Origin of the sequence: Neobacillus novalis NBRC 102450 (genome assembly GCF_001591805.1) — a bacterium.
GTDB classification, from domain to species: domain Bacteria; phylum Bacillota; class Bacilli; order Bacillales; family Cytobacillaceae; genus Neobacillus; species Neobacillus novalis.
This window is the reverse complement of sequence record NZ_BCVP01000025.1, coordinates 102,248-118,652: the sequence shown is the minus strand read 5'-3', so window position 1 is coordinate 118,652 and position 16,405 is coordinate 102,248. Positions and strand designations below refer to the sequence as shown.

The window sequence follows — 16,405 nt, the reverse complement described above, 5'->3', positions numbered from 1 at the left end:
TAATCTTATGTTAACTGTGCCGGGGTAGCTCAATTGGTAGAGCAACTGACTTGTAATCAGTAGGTTGGGGGTTCAAGTCCTCTCGCCGGCACCTTGTTTTTTTATTGAATATGGAGGGGTAGCGAAGTGGCTAAACGCGGCGGACTGTAAATCCGCTCCCTCCGGGTTCGGCGGTTCGAATCCGTCCCCCTCCACCATTCATATTTTTAGAAAAATTGGACATACTTATAGTATTATTGGGCTATAGCCAAGCGGTAAGGCATCGCACTTTGACTGCGACATGCGTTGGTTCAAATCCAGCTAGCCCAGCCAAGAGCCATTAGCTCAGTTGGTAGAGCATCTGACTTTTAATCAGAGGGTCGAAGGTTCGAGTCCTTCATGGCTCATAAAAAATAAAAACCTAGGGATATGTATCCCTAGGTTTTTATATGCAAATTTTCGGATTTTTTCCAACAGAACCACTCTAATATCACATAAAAGTTCAGTCCATGGGTTCCCGTCTTTACTTACGCATATATATACACAACTTTGTCGAGTTGAGTCATTTCTATGAAAGCGGTTAAAATAGTAGATATTAAGGGGTTGGGAGGAATTTACGATGAGCAAGAAATTATCGATTATTGGGATGCCGATGGATTTAGGACAAATGCGACGCGGGGTTGATATGGGTCCGAGTGCCATTCGGTATGCTGGGATTAATGAACGACTTAAGCCGCTATTTGATGATATCCACGATTTAGGTGATATACCAATTGGCAGGCCGGAAGTAGTCGTTGATAAAGAATCAAATTTAAGAAATTTAGATTTAGTTGCCGAAAAGAGTGAATTGCTTGCTAAAAAGGTAGACGAAGCTATTCAATCAGGCTCATTTCCACTTGTACTTGGAGGAGACCACAGCATTGCAATTGGTACATTAGCAGGTGTTGCAAAACACTATAAGAATCTTGGTGTGATTTGGTATGATGCTCATGGTGATTTGAATACTGCTGAGACAAGCCCTTCTGGTAATATTCATGGAATGCCGTTAGCAGCCAGCATTGGATTAGGGCACCGGGCGTTAACAGAGATTGGCGGCTATTCTCCAAAAGTGAAGCCAGAGAACGTAGTGATTATTGGAGCAAGATCGCTGGATGAAGGCGAGAGAATTCTAATTAAAGAAACAGGAATTAAAGTTTATACGATGCATGAAATTGACCGCATGGGCATGGCAAAGGTGATGGAGGAAACGATTGCCTATTTTACGGAAAGAACTGATGGCGTCCACCTCTCACTTGATTTGGATGGTTTAGACCCAAATGACGCACCAGGGGTTGGAACACCTGTTATTGGCGGCATCAGCTACAGGGAAAGCCATTTGGCTATGGAAATGCTCGAAGAAGCAAAAATCATAACATCAGCAGAATTTGTGGAAGTTAATCCAATCTTAGACGATAAGAATAAAACAGCGTCTATTGCTGTTGGATTAATGGGATCATTATTCGGTGAAAAATTAGTATAAAAAAAGCAGCTTTCTTCCATAAAAAACGGGTTCCCTTTTCAAGGGTGCTTTGTTATTAAAAGACACAAGAATTGACATACGTCTTTTTCTTTATTTATCAAGGTTTCTACGAAATTCTATTAACTTTGACATAGCAATTGACATCATTTTTATGATGGACAATATATATTGTACTTTTAATAAAGAGGATCAAAACTTCTGTCATATGCAGTACTGTTTTGAGTACCAATTTTATTAATCTTTATATGCTGGCCGATAAAAAGCTGCTGATTCCTGCATCTAGGATAAAGAGAATCCGCACTTTCGGTTGGGGATTAGGTTAAGCGCCCGTGTTGATAAATAGGCGGAGAAATTCCGCTTAATGAGTAATTTTTATTAAAAAATGCTTAAATAGACGGAGAAATTCCGCCTATTGACTCGAAAAACTCGAAAATGGGGGATTTTTCTTGGCACAATCGGAAAATCTCCCCTTATTTACCCCGAAATAAGCTCCAATCTGCATTTAACCGAAAAATTTCCGCTTATTTTTTTTTTGCTGGTTACTCGATTAAGGAAAAGACATCTTATTTTGAAGAGTTTTAGCTCAAAAATGTAAAAGAACCACATTTTGATGTGTTACGGTGAACATTATCACAAGTAAGTGAGGTTTTATATAAATAAAGTTATTGTATTCCTAATAAAGAAACTCGCCAATTACTATGGCAGGTTTTACTTTTTAATATACCAATAACGATGCCAATGCGACTGTCATTTCGGCACGAATTTTAAGAAAAGCCCCCGAAAACGCAACCCTTTATCCATAAAAAGCAGCTGCTTTTTTTCCTAACCTCATAATATCTTCCACAATAAGAAAATCTTCAAACTTATTATTTCACCACTATAGTAAATTTTTGTTAATATTAAAGGTGTTGATAAATTTTTCGTGTAAAACGAAACCTTTTTGCTAGCGAATCGTATTATCGTATAGCAGCATTGGAGCTGAGGGAAATTAATGGAAGCTATTGTAAAAAAGAGAATTAAACAAGTCATTAAAGGTGATCAAGATGCCTTTGGTGAAATCGTTGAAATATATAAAAACAGCGTCTATCAGCTGTGTTTTAGAATGCTAGGAAACCGGCATGAGGCAGAGGATATGGCACAGGAAGCTTTTATCCGTGCTTATGTTAATATTCATACCTTTAACCAAGATTTTAAGTTTTCGACTTGGCTTTTTCGGATTGCAACCAATCTTTGTATTGATAGAATTCGAAAGAAGAAACCGGATTATTATTTAGATGCAGAAGTGGCTGGAACAGAGGGTTTAACGATGTATTCCCAGATTCCCGACAAGACTCCTCTGCCGGAAAATGAGGTAGAAAGTTTAGAGCTTCATGAAACAATCCAGAAGGAAATATTAAAACTGCCTGAAAAATATCGATCGGCCATTGTACTAAAATATATTGAAGAGTTGTCCTTAAATGAAATTAGTGAAATTCTTGATTTACCTTTAGGAACCGTAAAAACAAGAATTCACCGCGGTCGGGAAGCGTTAAGACAACAATTACAATATGTGTGATAAGAGGGTGAAACAAAATATGTGTCCAGAACAAATCATCGAACTAATGCACGAATATTTAGATGAGGAAATCGAACCCGATAAGGAACAAATATTAAGGGAACACCTCCAAACTTGTAAAGAGTGTGAAACCATTTTTAATGAATTAAAAAAGACGATTGCTTTTGTAAAAAGCATTTCACATATGCAGGCACCAGCAAATTTCACAGCTAATGTCCTTTCTCGTTTACCTAAGGAGAAGAAGAAGGTTTGGATGGGGCGATGGCTGAAAAATCATCCAATGCTTGTCGCAGCCTCATTATTCTTCCTATTAATGTTGGGAAGCATATTTTCCACTTGGAATCAGGATCAGGAGTTTTCTGTAACGAAGCAAAAAAACTTGGTCGTAAAAAATAATACAGTCATTGTCCCTAAAGGGGAAACTGTCAAAGGCGATGTCATCGTTCGAAATGGGAAATTGGAAATTGAAGGTGAAATTAAAGGCAATGTAACGGTTATTAATGGAGAGAAATATCTGGCTTCTGCGGGCCATGTAACCGGCCAAATTGAGGAAGTTAATGAGGTCTTCGACTGGGTTTGGTATCATATGAAAAGGACGGCACAAGAAGTCATTGATATCTTCGACCAGCCGGAAACCGAATAAAAGGCAAATCACTCATCTTTAACGAGTGATTTGTTTTTTTTTTAGGAAAAGGGGCGGAGCGCCGCATAAGGAATCAGAAAATCCATTAGTAGTGGGAGATGTACATAAAACACTTTGAATATAGTTAAGCTTTGCTCTGCTCACACCGCCTTTATTGGCAGGGATGGTGCTCTGAATAACCTTTTATAGTTTATAGTGGTGTATAACTCATAATTAATTTTTAGGAGATAGATATAATAAGTACATGGTGCATTTATGTTATAATGAATTAGTTGTATTCAATCTACGTTTTTAGAAAGTTACGGAGGAAAAACAATGCCGTTTGCTGATTTCACAATATGGAAGTATTTGGCTAGTATTGTTGATATTGTCCTCGTATGGTATGTCATTTACAAGCTGATTAACGTGATAAAGGGAACGAAGGCCGTTCAGTTATTAAAAGGTATATTGGTCATTCTTCTTGTCAGAGTTGTCAGTGATTTTCTCGGCTTACAAACGTTAAGCTGGATGATGGAGCAAGTGATAACATACGGGTTTCTTGCGATTATTATTATTTTTCAGCCTGAACTACGACGTGCCCTTGAGCAGTTAGGGAGGGGACGGTTCTTTTCGAGAAGCAGTAATCCGGTTGATGATAATCAGGAAAAAGCTGTTGAAGCGATCATTAAAGCAACGGATTATATGGCAAAGCGCCGCATCGGTGCTTTAATATCGATTGAAAGAGAAACAGGCATGAGTGATTACATAGAAACCGGCATCCAATTAAACTCGACCATTTCTTCGGAATTGTTGATTAATATTTTCATCCCGAACACACCGCTTCATGATGGTGCAGTGATTATTCAAAGAAATAATGTCGCGGCTGCTGCCTGCTATCTTCCATTATCGGAAAGCCCCTTTATATCCAAGGAACTGGGAACAAGGCACCGGGCGGCATTAGGAATTAGTGAGGTCACGGATAGTATAACTGTCGTCGTATCGGAGGAGACGGGAAATATCTCACTTACAAAGAATGGCGAGCTTCATCGCGATGTAAATACAGAGGGTTTGAAAGAATTACTGACAAGTGAATTATTAATCAATAACAAAACGAAACAGACTTCTTCCGCTCGTTGGAACTGGAGGGGTAAGAATAATGGATAAATGGATGGATAATCCTTGGTTTATTAAAATCCTTGCCTTGTTATTAGCCATGCTCTTATATTCTTCGGTACAACATACAGGCAAGAAGATTACAGATGTCTATGTACCGGGGGGACAATCGACAGCCACAATAAAGGATTTTCCTGTAAAAGTTTATTACGATGTGGAGAATTTAGTCGTGGCCGGAATTCCCAGCACAATCGATATAACCATAAAAGGACCGAAAACCCACGTTCAGTCAGCCAAGGCAGCAAAGAACTTCGAGGTTTATCTCGATTTGAAAGATGCCAAGATTGGCAAACAAACAGTGAAACTAAAAATACGAGATTTATCTGATAAATTGTCCGCAACCCTAAGCCCAGCCAGTGTGACCGTAACGGTTCAGGAAAAGATTACTAAGGAATTCAAAGTCGAGGCAGAGTTTAATTCAGGCCAAATAGAAGAGGGCTATTCCGCCGGGCAGCCTGTTGTCGAGCCTAGTAAAGTGAAAATTACCGGTGCTAAAAGTGTGATTGACCGAATTTCCTATGTAAAGGCCACCCTTGATGGGAAAGGTAAACTGAAAGAATCATTTACGAAAGAAGCTCGTATCCAAGTTCTGGACAAGGATTTAAATAAGTTAAATGTCGTGGTGGAACCTGAGGTCGTTAAGGTCACCATTCCCGTAAAAAGTAACACCAAGACTGTTCCGATTAATATTGTGAGAAAAGGAACAGCTCAAGAGGGAGTTACGATTCAATCGATAGAACTTGACACAAATGAAGCGACTATTATGGGACATGAAGATGTGCTGAAGACGACAGAAAGTGTCAGGGTCGAAGTAGACATTAGTAAAATTAGCGAAAATACAACACTTACTTTACCTGTCATCATCTCAAATGGGATTACTAAGGTTAGCCCGCAAACAGTAAAAGTAACTGTGGTGGTCAATGTCAATAAGCAGGATGAGAAGACCCTATCGGGTATTCCGGTAAAAATTCAGGGCTTATCCGAAGATTATCAAGCGGAGATAAATGATCCGGATAATCAGTTGATAAATTTATTAATAAATGGTCCAACAGCGGCATTAAGCGCTTTGAAACCGGACGACTTTTCAGTTTACATTGATCTGTCTAGTCTTACGGAGGGGGATCATGAAGTGAATATTCAGGTAGAAGGCCCGCCGAATGTAAAGTGGAAACCTGATAAAGTGAAGGCGAAAATTACAATTTCAAAAAATAATGCCTAATATCCAGCAATTTATGTTGAAGGAGAGATTTTTAAATGGGAAAATATTTCGGTACCGATGGGGTGCGAGGAGTAGCAAACAGTGAATTAACACCAGAGCTAGCATTTAAATTAGGCCGTTTTGGCGGATATGTGTTAACGAAAGATAAGAATCGTCCAAAAGTGTTAATCGGCCGTGATACACGGATATCCGGACATATGCTGGAAGGGGCGCTTGTGGCAGGATTACTTTCGATTGGGGCAGAAGTAATGCGCCTCGGAGTGATATCGACTCCTGGTGTCGCTTATTTGACAAAAGCATTAGGAGCCCAGGCGGGTGTGATGATTTCCGCTTCACATAATCCGGTGGCAGATAATGGGATTAAATTTTTTGGCTCTGACGGCTTTAAGCTTTCCGATGAGCAAGAGGTCGAAATTGAGGAACTAATCGACTTGCCGCAGGATCAATTGCCTCGTCCAACCGGGGCAGAGCTTGGTCAGGTGATGGATTACTTTGAAGGCGGGCAAAAGTATCTGCAATACTTGAAAAATACCGTTGAGGAAGATTTCTCCGGTATCCATATTGCATTGGATTGTGCACACGGGGCAACGTCTTCGCTTGCAACGCATTTATTCGCTGATTTGGATGCAGACCTGTCAACAATGGGGGCTTCACCAAACGGTTTAAATATCAATGAAGGTGTTGGTTCGACTCATCCTGAAGCACTTGCTGCGATGATGAAGGAAAAAGGGGCTGATGTCGGACTTTCCTTTGACGGCGATGGCGATCGTTTAATTGCCATTGATGAAAAAGGAAATATTGTCGATGGCGACCAAATCCTTTATATTTGCGGCAAATATATGAAAGAAAACGGTCGTTTAAAGCAAAGCACGATTGTTTCAACCGTTATGAGCAATCTTGGTTTTTATAAAGCGCTTGAGAATCATGCTATCCATAGTGTACCAACAGCGGTTGGTGACCGTTATGTTGTTGAAGAAATGAAGAAAAATGGTTATAATCTCGGTGGCGAACAATCAGGCCATATCATTTTCTTGGACTATAACACCACAGGGGATGGCTTATTAACCGGGTTGCAATTAGTTAATATTATGAAGGCGACTGGGAAGCCGTTGTCAGAGCTTGCTGGCGAAATGAAAAAATTCCCGCAAAAGCTTGTGAATGTGAAAGTAACGGATAAGCATCATGTGACCGATAACCCTCGCGTAAAAGAGGTTATTGACCAGGTAGAAGCGGAAATGGCCGGGAACGGGAGAATCCTTGTCCGCCCATCAGGAACAGAGCCGCTTGTCCGCGTTATGGCAGAGGCTTCAACGGAAGAACTATGTGAATCCTATGTGAACCGCATCGTCACAGTCGTGAAAGAGGAAATGGAATTAAAAGAATAATGATTTCTCAAATATGCATAAGGGAACGATTCCATTCCCTTATGCATATTTTATTATGAATGGTTTTTGAACAAAATATTAACATTTATTTTATTTGTTGACGGACGACTGACAAATCATGTACTATTAATTTGCTTTGTTTCTTTAAAGCATTTTAGAAAGGATTCTTGGAAAGGAGGGCAGCAGGAGGAATCAGTATTTAAAAGCGCCTGAACTAACTGAAAGAGAGTTTGGTTAGTTGACGAGGAGGAGGTTTATCGAATGTTCGGCGGATACCTCCCGGCTGTGTGTGCAAGGCCGAAAATTTCTTCTTTAAAACATGAAGGCAACTTTGTGGACAAAGAGAAGAAAATGCGCATAATAATCGTAATGTTTCAAAAAGGTATAGACAGATACCTGACAAAAAAACAGAGATAAGGGGGCAAGTACGCCCTCAGAAGCACCTTGTCCCCCTTTAGGGAGGAAAAAAAATGTGTGGAATTGTTGGATATATTGGTAATAATGACTCGAAGGAAATTTTATTAAAAGGCTTGGAAAAGCTTGAATATAGAGGTTATGACTCAGCTGGTATTGCTTTAAGAAACGAGCGCGGCATTCATGTTTTTAAAGAAAAAGGCCGCATTGCTGATTTACGCGGAATTGTTGATGAAGACGTAATGGCAAACATCGGAATTGGCCATACACGCTGGGCAACACATGGTGTTCCAAGCAAAGTAAACTCCCATCCCCATCAAAGTACATCTGGACGTTTTACGCTCGTTCATAACGGTGTCATCGAGAACTATGACCTTTTAAAGCGTGAATTTTTAACAGATGTTACTTTCGTAAGTGAAACAGATACAGAAGTCATTGTGCAGATGATTGAGTTATTTGTTCAGGAAGGCTTAGAGGTTTTAGAAGCCTTCCGTAAAACATTGACACTTTTACATGGATCGTATGCACTTGCGCTTTTGGATGCACAGGACGATGAAACCATCTATGTAGCAAAAAATAAAAGTCCGCTTCTTGTTGGTCTAGGTGACGACTTTAATGTTGTTGCTAGTGACGCAATGGCAATGATTCAAGTCACGAATCAGTACCTGGAACTAATGGACAAGGAAATTGTTATTGTTAAAAAGAATGATGTAACCATCCAAAATCTAAACGGAGACATTATTAGCCGTGTGCCATTTACAGCTGAACTTGATGCAAGTGACATCGAAAAGGGTACGTACCCTCATTATATGTTAAAAGAAATTGATGAGCAGCCGCTTGTGATGCGTAAGATTATTCAAACGTATCAAAATGAGCAGGGGGAATTAACGATTAACCCTGAAATCATTAGCGCTATGAACGAATCTGACCGGGTTTATATTATTGCTGCCGGGACTTCTTATCACGCTGGTCTTGTTGGAAAGCAGTTCATTGAAGGCATTGCTAAACTTCCTGTTGAAGTTCATATTGCCAGTGAATTTGTTTATAATATGCCGCTTCTAACGGAGAAGCCGTTGTTTATCTTTATTTCACAGAGTGGCGAAACAGCTGACAGCCGTGCTGTGCTCGTGAAAGTTAAAGAAATGGGTTATCGTACGTTAACGATTACCAATGTGCCGGGGTCAACTCTATCCCGTGAAGCGGAGTATACACTATTGCTGCATGCTGGTCCTGAAATTGCGGTTGCCTCTTCAAAGGCATATACAGCGCAGTTAGCTGTGTTAGCTATTTTAGCGGAAGTGACTGCGAAGAGCCAAAATATTCGTGTTGATTTTGACCTTGTGCATGAGCTGGGGATTATCGCCAATGCCATGGAAGTTCTATGTGACTCAAAAGAGTTGTTCGAACACATTTCAAGAGAATTTTTATCGGTAACACGCAATGCCTTCTTCATCGGCCGCGGCGTTGACTATTATGTTTGTTTAGAAGGTGCCTTAAAGCTTAAAGAAATCTCTTATATTCAAGCGGAAGGTTTTGCAGGCGGCGAATTAAAGCATGGTACAATTGCTTTGATTGAAGAAGGGACACCAATTATTGCCCTTGCCACTCAAGAAAGTGTAAACCTAAGCATTCGCGGAAATGTGAAAGAAGTTGTTGCCCGCGGAGCGAACCCATGCATCATTTCGATGAAGGGTCTAAATATGGACGAAGATAGCTTCGTCATCCCAGAAGTACATGAATTATTAACACCACTTATCTCTGTCATACCAATGCAATTAATTGCCTATTACGCAGCCTTACACCGCGATTGTGACGTCGATAAACCGCGTAACCTCGCGAAATCGGTAACTGTGGAATAAGCTGACTGTAATGGCTTCAAAAGATGTTGAAAGACAACAAAGTCGGGTACTGAACAACAAAGTCGGGTACTCGACAACAAAGTCGGGTACTGAACAACAAAGTTGGGTACCAACCCCAAGTTGTCCAATAGGCAATGGTTATGTAAAAAATTTGATCAAGTAAGACTCAATCTGATTTCAGGGTTGGGTCTTTTTTATTTGCATTGGTAAACGATATTTTTACCGAAATATTCTTTGAAAATAATGCAACTATTTGATATGCTTCAATATCTAACATAGTGGAGAGAAAAAAAGGCGATACATATTTATTTTAAATCATAGTCATGAGTTGCATTTGTAAGCAATTCTTCTGACCAAAATATTTTATTAAAATAATGCAACCATTTGATATGTTTCCATATCTAACATAGTGAAAGGAACAAAGGAGAGTACATATTTATTTTGAAATACTGATTATCTGGAATTACCTGGGGGGATATGAATGGCGAAATTAAACGCCTTAGTGAAAAAGGCAAAAAAGGGTGATAATGAAGCCTTTATTCAGCTAATAAAGCAATATGAACAAGTTTTGTATAAAGTTGCTAATAAATTATTGAATAATGATGAAGATGTGGCTGATGCAATGCAAGATGCTATCTTGTCAGCTTATGAAAAATTAGATAGTCTAAAAAATCCTGCTTATTTCAATACATGGATTTGCAAAATATTAATCAATAAATGCAATAGCATTCTGAACAAAAATAAGAATATCTTTGAAGCGGTAGATGTTGAGGAATTGCAACAACAGACAAATGATTCGATTTCAAAAATGGAATTGGAAGATGAACTTAATGCCCTTAATACCGACTATAAAACAGCGATTGTCTTATATTATATTGTCGGTATGAACACCAAAGAGATAAGTGAGTTTTTGAAAGAACCTGAAGGGACAATTAAGTCAAGACTGTCCAGAGCTAAATCAATATTAAGAAGTAATTATGATAAAGGCGGAGGGGTGATTGGTTATGTTCAATAATTTCGATAAGGAGTTAAATAATATTTTGAACGAAGAGAAGGAAATCCCATTTACTGTGAGACAGTCACTAGATAAGACCTATGATTCGATTCGTAAGCAATCTAAACAAAAGAAAAGAAAATTCAATCGAAATGGTATAATCGCTGTCGTTGCTAGTGCTTGCTTAGTTGTGGGATTGACTGTGTCGAATGATAATGTAAAAGCTGGAATTTATGAATTTTTCAATTTCCATGATAAGGGTATTGAACGAGCGGTAAATGAAGGATTTACACAAGATAGCAAAAGCGTTGCTTCTGATAAAAATATCAAAGTTATGTTAGACCATTATTTTTCTGATAACAATAAAATTGGATTAAGCTTTCAGATGGTTTTTAAGGATAAATCTTTATTAGATAAAGGTGTGGAAGAAGTTTCTTTAAACTACCGTATCATAAATGGTGATGGAGAATATATCGATGAATTTGTTTCAGATAAGAAAAAATTACACGGAACTAATAAATATATCTCAAGTATTGAAAATAAAAACGGTCCAATTGACTTAAAAGCGGGCACAGTTCAATACGATGCAGTGCTTGATTCAAACGAAGGAACTATCCCTTTATTAAAAAATGCTGTGATTGAAGTGGAAAGTGTAATTTTTAACAATGGGGATGGAGAGTTTAAGGTTATCAATGGTAATTGGAGGCTCAAACTAGGGGAACATACAAAAGCGTTTTCAAATATTGAATATGCAATGAAGAATACATCGTCTAAAGTCCAAGTTACATCAGCGATTGCGAATCCAACATCTCTTAATATAACATTTGCTTTGGATGGAGTAATCGAAAATGAAAATTTAATTGGCGGTCGGATGCACATCACTGATGAAAATGGAGAGAAATATCAGCCAAATGCCTTTAGTATGAAAGTAAAAGACAATCAAACGATTATTTCAACAAATTTCCCAGTATCTTCTTATGCTGATGCAAACAGACTTAAATTAGTTGTTGAAGAAATTGGTGAAACAGACCTGGTTAAAAAATAATATATTTTAGGCTGTATTCAAAAGATACCTTTTCAAGGGGAATATGTTATTAAAATAAGGATGTGGATCAAATGATTTTTAATTATGCGATGCATCCTTATTATGCCGCCTTTTTGTTTCCCAATTAGGCGAATCATTCATCACTGGGATAAATAAAACCCAGAGTTAGGAGGAGTAAATGAATAGGATAGATCGATTAAGGTTTAATAATAAATATACCCTAGTTGCAATGATACTTTTGTTAAGCAGCTTGTTACTGTCTTGGTTCTTTTCAAGTGAAATGTATTATTGGTTATTTATAGCCGACTTTCAAAATGAACCTGACCTAATTGGGCAAGATCCGAGAGAAACAGTGCTTTTAATGTTGAATCAGTTGATGAGTTGGGAGGCATATATTGACTTTGCCACAAGATACACCATATACTTTTTCCCTATTTTCTCCTTATTGCCCATTATTCAATTCCATAATGAGCAGAACGGATATTTTAATTATGCAAGCATACGCTTAAAAAAATTCAAAAAATATATGTTTACAACTATTTTAAAATATTCGTTTATATCTGCTCTGTGTGTGACTGTCACTTATCTCACCTTTTTCACAATAGGAGCCACATTCATAACAGATCACTTGGACAATGTAGGGAATTACGCACATATTTTTGGTGAATCGTTTTATAATGATCATCCATACCTTTTCTATGTATTTATGGCTACAACTATTTATTTTGCCATAGGGTTTACTTTTGGCGTGATGGGGATTGCAGTAGCGGTATGGACGGAGAAAAGTTATTTGATCATCGTTGTTCCAATGGTTTACTACATAGTAATCGGTAATTTAGCGGAAACGTTAAACCTCCCGTTGCTTAATATTATGCAAGGTGTTACGGCATACAATACATTGTTTCAGACATTTGAGGTATTTATTCCTTTAATTATCCCGCTTATAGCATCGGTCGGTGCAATCATATATAGATATTCAAAGGGTGATCCGATTTGATACTCAAGAAAATTTTATATGCTTCGTTTCTATCACTTATGTATTATATGACGGTTCGGTTATTTGTTATTTACGGGTTAATGAGTGAGTTTACCTTATTGGGTGAAAGCTATCAAGCTGTTTTTGCCTTCTACCTGACTTATTTTGCATACATATCCGTTTATTATTCTGAAAAAATTAATTCCATGTCGTTGATAAGATATAAGGCATATACAAGGGCGATAAACAAGATAACGACAGGTTTAATGAAGGATAATTTAATCTTTACTACGATTTATACCATCATTATTTTGTTCATTCTAACCCTAAATCAAAAGGGTGTAAGCATTTTCTATACCTTAAAATTCTATATTTTAATTAATGTTTGCCTGTTGCTCGTATGCTTATTGCTTGTAGCTTTACATCTTTTGTTTAATAGTAACATCGCCTTTATTGGGGCAGTTTTATACTTTTTAATCATGTCCTTATTCGTGTCCGTTGATGGAACTGCGAATGTGTACTCACCGATTTATTTATATTTAGCCCCTATCGGCTCGATAGTGGAAATGGGTATATTGTTGGGCTTTATTGGACTATATATTGTTATTATTTTGGTTTCCTTCCAAGCTGTAAAGAAAGTGAGGAAGCTAACATGAACAAAATATTCCCGAATGGAAAAAAGCTATTTGAATACAGCTTTTATATCATGATCTTTGCTTTAATTGGAATCAATGTGATAAGGAATTTGAGTAATCATGCTGGAAACCAAAGTGTTTTTATAAATATACTAGATGTTTTTAGTTTGTTATTTATTAATACCCAAAATCCAAACATCGATTATATTGACTTTCGAAGTCCGACTACCTTGTTAGGAATGTTTACCGTCATATTCATTGGCACTGTTTATACTAGCAGTCATTTTATTAAGTTTAATAAACCGTATCTGTATATGACATTAATACGGTACGGGAATGTAAAAAGTTACATACGAAAAATGTCACGTATCTCATTTAAAAGGTCACTGAAGTTTTCCTTTTTGCTTTATGGTATTTTGCTAATAACTGTATTTATTATGGACAAACATATTTTTTCATTACATTCGTCATATTCTTCCTATACAGCAATCACTATACTTACTTTTCTTTTAGGACATTTTTTCGCATTTTTTCTTTTCATCTTTTCAATTAACAGAATGATGATATATGTAAGCCTCGTTAAAGGTAGTGTTCCAGCAATAATGGCGGGATTAATAGTTCCATTAATCCTTATCATGGCTGATATAACGCAAACGGCATTTAATTTTATCTTATTCGATTACGAATTCTTCTTTGTGGATAGTTTACTATTTATCACCCTATTAAATTGTTTAATCTCTATTCTTGGAAAAATTTTAATTAAAAAATATAACTTGTATTTTTGAGGAGGGTTTATATGGATTTACAAATTGAAGTGAAAGAGGTTTCAAAAGAGTCAAGAAATAGTAAAGTATTGGATCATATTACATTGCAGTTGAAGAAGGGCAAAACATATGGTTTTGTTGGATATAATGGTTCAGGAAAAACCATGTTATTCAAAGCAATATGCGGGCTTACGCGGATTACATCAGGAACTATTAAAGTAAATGGGAAATTCATAGGAAAAGATGTTGATTTTATTGAAAATACAGGGGTTATCATTGAATCTCCAGAATTTATGAATGGATTAACAGGACCAGAAAACTTGAAGCTATTGGCTGAAATACAAAATAAAATTAATGAAAAGGAAATTCTTCATTATTTTCAAATGGTGGGTTTAGGTGGGCATGAGAAGAAAAAGGTGTCCAAATATTCACTCGGAATGAAACAACGTTTAAGAATTGCACAAGCAATTATGGAGGATCCAGAGATTCTAATTTTGGATGAACCATTCAATGGTTTGGACAAAAGAGGGGTAGAAGAAATTCACAAATTACTTCTAGAGTATAAAATTTCTGGAAAGACAATACTGCTAACTAGCCATCATGAAGGGGATATTGAGTTATTATGCGATGAAGTATTTGAACTTGACAAAGGAAGGATTTTTAACCATAAAGTGTTATCAAATAAAAAAACAAAAGGGGTGATAAAACAATGAAAAGAATATTTTTGATAGTTGGAATGGTGATGTTAATTATTACAACAGGGTGCACTAATTTATCTACAAAAAAGGCGGAACAAAATCCAAAGCCCACTCAGACAGAAATGGAAAATGAGGATTCAGCGAAAACAATAGAAAAAGAAAATGCTGTTTTTAATTCTGTTCCAGTATTTGAATTATCCGCAGAAGATGTGTACGAAAAATTAAGTAAGAGCAAAGGATTAACTTCAAGTATTGCTAAGAACAAAATGTCCTCAACATTTACTGGTGATAATCATTATATGGTTACTACTGTTTACAATCATCATGATGAGAAAATTGATCGGTTTTTTATACAAATTTCCAATTTCCATTTTTATAACAATAAAAAACAGCGAAACGTTGTAGCGGATAATTTCAAAGAGATATTTAACATTTTAAATGTACAATATGATGAAAATAAACTGTTTGATATATTAAAAACAGATGTTACAAAGAAAAGAGAAAATAAGATAGATTCATATCCTGAAGATATTAAAATTTTCCCTTACGATAAAATTTGGATCGGTGTTGAAGGTATTTATAACACCAACAACGAACCAAAGCCTAATCAATTGCAAGTGAGCATTTTCCCCACTAAACCTGAAGGATACAGTGATGGGTTTTAGGGTTGTTGAAATACAAAAAAGTCGGGAACTGACTTAACAGTGTTTCATCAGCGATGGTTTTGTAAAAAAATTGATCAAGTATGACTCAGTCTAATTTCAGGATTGGGTCTTTTTTTGTCGGCAAAAAAACCTGTGATTAAATAAAAATTCATCCCTAATATTGTGGTTGGAAAAATTCAATTGGTAAGTATTTATTCTGAATAATCGGATATTACTTTAAATATAGAGAAATAAGGGAGAGAAGAATATGTATGTCAGTAACATTCGAAAAACCATCGGCGATTTAGAGCAAGATGAATATGAAGAATATTTAAAAAAGCTGCGGTCGGTTTTAAGGGGGAAGTATAGTAAAAACGTAAAGCCATCTGATCTTAAACAACGTGTAGATGAATTTGTTGATGGAAAGGACCCGAAAATAGATTATTTCGAAGCCTATTTAATAACCTTTGATGAACTTTCAACAAACGGTGCAATGAATGCCTTACATAATAAGAAAGTCAAAATGCCAAAATCGTGGCGGCGGTTATTATTGAAAGTAACGGAGGATAGGACGCTTTCTCCTGATGTGATAAAGCATTTGGAAGATGAAGAGGTATTAATTGAAATAAAGGCATTATTTTATCATTCAATCGAATACTGTAAAAGTGGAAATAGAGACCAGTTTTATCAAAATTTATATCATTTTAATGGATTCATAAAGATTAGGTCGAAATCCTAACCATCTTTTCGTAGTTCATTTGCAAAAGCCTAATTAAAAAATGGATTAAAATTAACGGGTTCGTTTCAGTTGTGCAAAATGCTAATACGCAGACGAATTCGCACTTCAATTCGTATATGTTTTAACAATGAATTAATAATTGAAAAAGCAGTTGATTTCGTATCAACTGCTTTTGTATTAATGTT

General features: G+C 36.8%; 15 protein-coding genes and 4 tRNA genes. All 19 read left to right on the top strand.

Features of this window, described 5'->3' with window-relative positions:
- Positions 1 to 18: 18 nt before the first annotated feature.
- The 19 genes from BANVL01_RS18655 to BANVL01_RS18565 all read left to right on the top strand — a co-directional run bounded on the left by BANVL01_RS18655 (position 19) and on the right by BANVL01_RS18565 (position 16,220).
- Positions 19 to 91: transfer RNA gene (locus tag BANVL01_RS18655), tRNA-Thr, on the top strand.
- A gap of 21 nt (positions 92 to 112) precedes the next feature.
- Positions 113 to 197: transfer RNA gene (locus BANVL01_RS18650), tRNA-Tyr, on the top strand.
- 40 nt (positions 198 to 237) lie between these two features.
- Positions 238 to 312, top strand: a tRNA-Gln gene (locus tag BANVL01_RS18645).
- Between the two features lies 1 nt (position 313).
- Positions 314 to 386: transfer RNA gene (locus tag BANVL01_RS18640), tRNA-Lys, on the top strand.
- Positions 387 to 598: 212 nt separating this feature from the next.
- Entirely contained in the window at positions 599 to 1,498 is a 900-nt protein-coding gene (gene rocF, locus BANVL01_RS18635) for an arginase (RefSeq protein ID WP_066094812.1), read from the top strand.
- Between the two features lie 991 nt (positions 1,499 to 2,489).
- Positions 2,490 to 3,053, top strand: a complete 564-nt coding sequence (gene sigW, locus BANVL01_RS18630) for an RNA polymerase sigma factor SigW (protein ID WP_066094816.1) — start codon at positions 2,490 to 2,492, stop codon at positions 3,051 to 3,053.
- 19 nt (positions 3,054 to 3,072) lie between these two features.
- On the top strand, positions 3,073 to 3,696 hold the full coding sequence (locus tag BANVL01_RS18625; RefSeq protein WP_066094819.1) for an anti-sigma factor family protein: 624 nt from the start codon (positions 3,073 to 3,075) through the stop codon (positions 3,694 to 3,696).
- A 315-nt stretch (positions 3,697 to 4,011) separates the two neighbouring features.
- On the top strand, positions 4,012 to 4,839 hold the full coding sequence (gene cdaA, locus BANVL01_RS18620) for a diadenylate cyclase CdaA (protein WP_066094822.1): 828 nt from the start codon (positions 4,012 to 4,014) through the stop codon (positions 4,837 to 4,839).
- Complete coding sequence (locus tag BANVL01_RS18615; RefSeq protein WP_066094825.1) at positions 4,832 to 6,067, top strand: CdaR family protein; 1,236 nt, start codon at positions 4,832 to 4,834, stop codon at positions 6,065 to 6,067. The genes cdaA and BANVL01_RS18615 overlap by 8 nt, the downstream gene beginning before the upstream one ends.
- Positions 6,068 to 6,102: 35 nt before the next feature.
- Positions 6,103 to 7,452 carry a phosphoglucosamine mutase gene (glmM, locus tag BANVL01_RS18610; RefSeq protein ID WP_066094828.1) on the top strand — a complete coding sequence of 450 codons (1,350 nt, stop codon included), beginning with the start codon at positions 6,103 to 6,105 and terminating at the stop codon, positions 7,450 to 7,452.
- 261 nt (positions 7,453 to 7,713) lie between these two features.
- Entirely contained in the window at positions 7,714 to 7,869 is a 156-nt protein-coding gene (locus tag BANVL01_RS27420; RefSeq protein WP_156482359.1) for a hypothetical protein, read from the top strand.
- 53 nt (positions 7,870 to 7,922) lie between these two features.
- Complete coding sequence (gene glmS / locus BANVL01_RS18605) at positions 7,923 to 9,725, top strand: glutamine--fructose-6-phosphate transaminase (isomerizing) (RefSeq protein ID WP_066094831.1); 1,803 nt, start codon at positions 7,923 to 7,925, stop codon at positions 9,723 to 9,725.
- A gap of 481 nt (positions 9,726 to 10,206) precedes the next feature.
- Positions 10,207 to 10,740, top strand: a complete 534-nt coding sequence (locus BANVL01_RS18600; RefSeq protein WP_066094834.1) for an RNA polymerase sigma factor — start codon at positions 10,207 to 10,209, stop codon at positions 10,738 to 10,740.
- The gene (locus tag BANVL01_RS18595; protein ID WP_066148026.1) at positions 10,730 to 11,764 is read left to right on the top strand and encodes a DUF4179 domain-containing protein; all 1,035 of its coding nucleotides are present in this window, start codon (positions 10,730 to 10,732) and stop codon (positions 11,762 to 11,764) included. The genes BANVL01_RS18600 and BANVL01_RS18595 overlap by 11 nt, the downstream gene beginning before the upstream one ends.
- A 178-nt stretch (positions 11,765 to 11,942) precedes the next feature.
- Positions 11,943 to 12,761, top strand: a complete 819-nt coding sequence (locus BANVL01_RS18590; RefSeq protein WP_066094837.1) for a hypothetical protein — start codon at positions 11,943 to 11,945, stop codon at positions 12,759 to 12,761.
- Positions 12,758 to 13,396, top strand: coding sequence for a hypothetical protein (locus tag BANVL01_RS18585; protein WP_066094841.1), 639 nt, complete (start codon positions 12,758 to 12,760; stop codon positions 13,394 to 13,396). The genes BANVL01_RS18590 and BANVL01_RS18585 overlap by 4 nt, the downstream gene beginning before the upstream one ends.
- Positions 13,397 to 14,171: 775 nt before the next feature.
- Positions 14,172 to 14,852 (top strand): ABC transporter ATP-binding protein, encoded by a 681-nt coding sequence (locus BANVL01_RS18575; RefSeq protein WP_066094847.1) that lies wholly within the window; start codon positions 14,172 to 14,174, stop codon positions 14,850 to 14,852.
- Positions 14,849 to 15,502 (top strand): hypothetical protein, encoded by a 654-nt coding sequence (locus BANVL01_RS18570; RefSeq protein ID WP_066094850.1) that lies wholly within the window; start codon positions 14,849 to 14,851, stop codon positions 15,500 to 15,502. Before BANVL01_RS18575 ends, BANVL01_RS18570 begins: the two co-directional genes overlap by 4 nt.
- Before the next feature lie 247 nt (positions 15,503 to 15,749).
- Positions 15,750 to 16,220, top strand: coding sequence for a hypothetical protein (locus BANVL01_RS18565; protein ID WP_066094853.1), 471 nt, complete (start codon positions 15,750 to 15,752; stop codon positions 16,218 to 16,220).
- Positions 16,221 to 16,405: the final 185 nt, after the last annotated feature.

Coding starts and splice junctions, on each gene's coding strand:
- sigW (WP_066094816.1), top strand. CDS start 2,490: ATGGAAGCTATTGTAAAAAAGAGAATTAAACAAGTCATTAAAGGTGAT.
- BANVL01_RS18590 (WP_066094837.1), top strand. CDS start 11,943: ATGAATAGGATAGATCGATTAAGGTTTAATAATAAATATACCCTAGTT.
- BANVL01_RS18600 (WP_066094834.1), top strand. CDS start 10,207: ATGGCGAAATTAAACGCCTTAGTGAAAAAGGCAAAAAAGGGTGATAAT.
- BANVL01_RS18565 (WP_066094853.1), top strand. CDS start 15,750: ATGTATGTCAGTAACATTCGAAAAACCATCGGCGATTTAGAGCAAGAT.
- BANVL01_RS18575 (WP_066094847.1), top strand. CDS start 14,172: ATGGATTTACAAATTGAAGTGAAAGAGGTTTCAAAAGAGTCAAGAAAT.
- glmM (WP_066094828.1), top strand. CDS start 6,103: ATGGGAAAATATTTCGGTACCGATGGGGTGCGAGGAGTAGCAAACAGT.
- BANVL01_RS27420 (WP_156482359.1), top strand. CDS start 7,714: ATGTTCGGCGGATACCTCCCGGCTGTGTGTGCAAGGCCGAAAATTTCT.
- BANVL01_RS18615 (WP_066094825.1), top strand. CDS start 4,832: ATGGATAAATGGATGGATAATCCTTGGTTTATTAAAATCCTTGCCTTG.
- BANVL01_RS18570 (WP_066094850.1), top strand. CDS start 14,849: ATGAAAAGAATATTTTTGATAGTTGGAATGGTGATGTTAATTATTACA.
- cdaA (WP_066094822.1), top strand. CDS start 4,012: ATGCCGTTTGCTGATTTCACAATATGGAAGTATTTGGCTAGTATTGTT.
- glmS (WP_066094831.1), top strand. CDS start 7,923: ATGTGTGGAATTGTTGGATATATTGGTAATAATGACTCGAAGGAAATT.
- BANVL01_RS18625 (WP_066094819.1), top strand. CDS start 3,073: ATGTGTCCAGAACAAATCATCGAACTAATGCACGAATATTTAGATGAG.
- rocF (WP_066094812.1), top strand. CDS start 599: ATGAGCAAGAAATTATCGATTATTGGGATGCCGATGGATTTAGGACAA.
- BANVL01_RS18595 (WP_066148026.1), top strand. CDS start 10,730: ATGTTCAATAATTTCGATAAGGAGTTAAATAATATTTTGAACGAAGAG.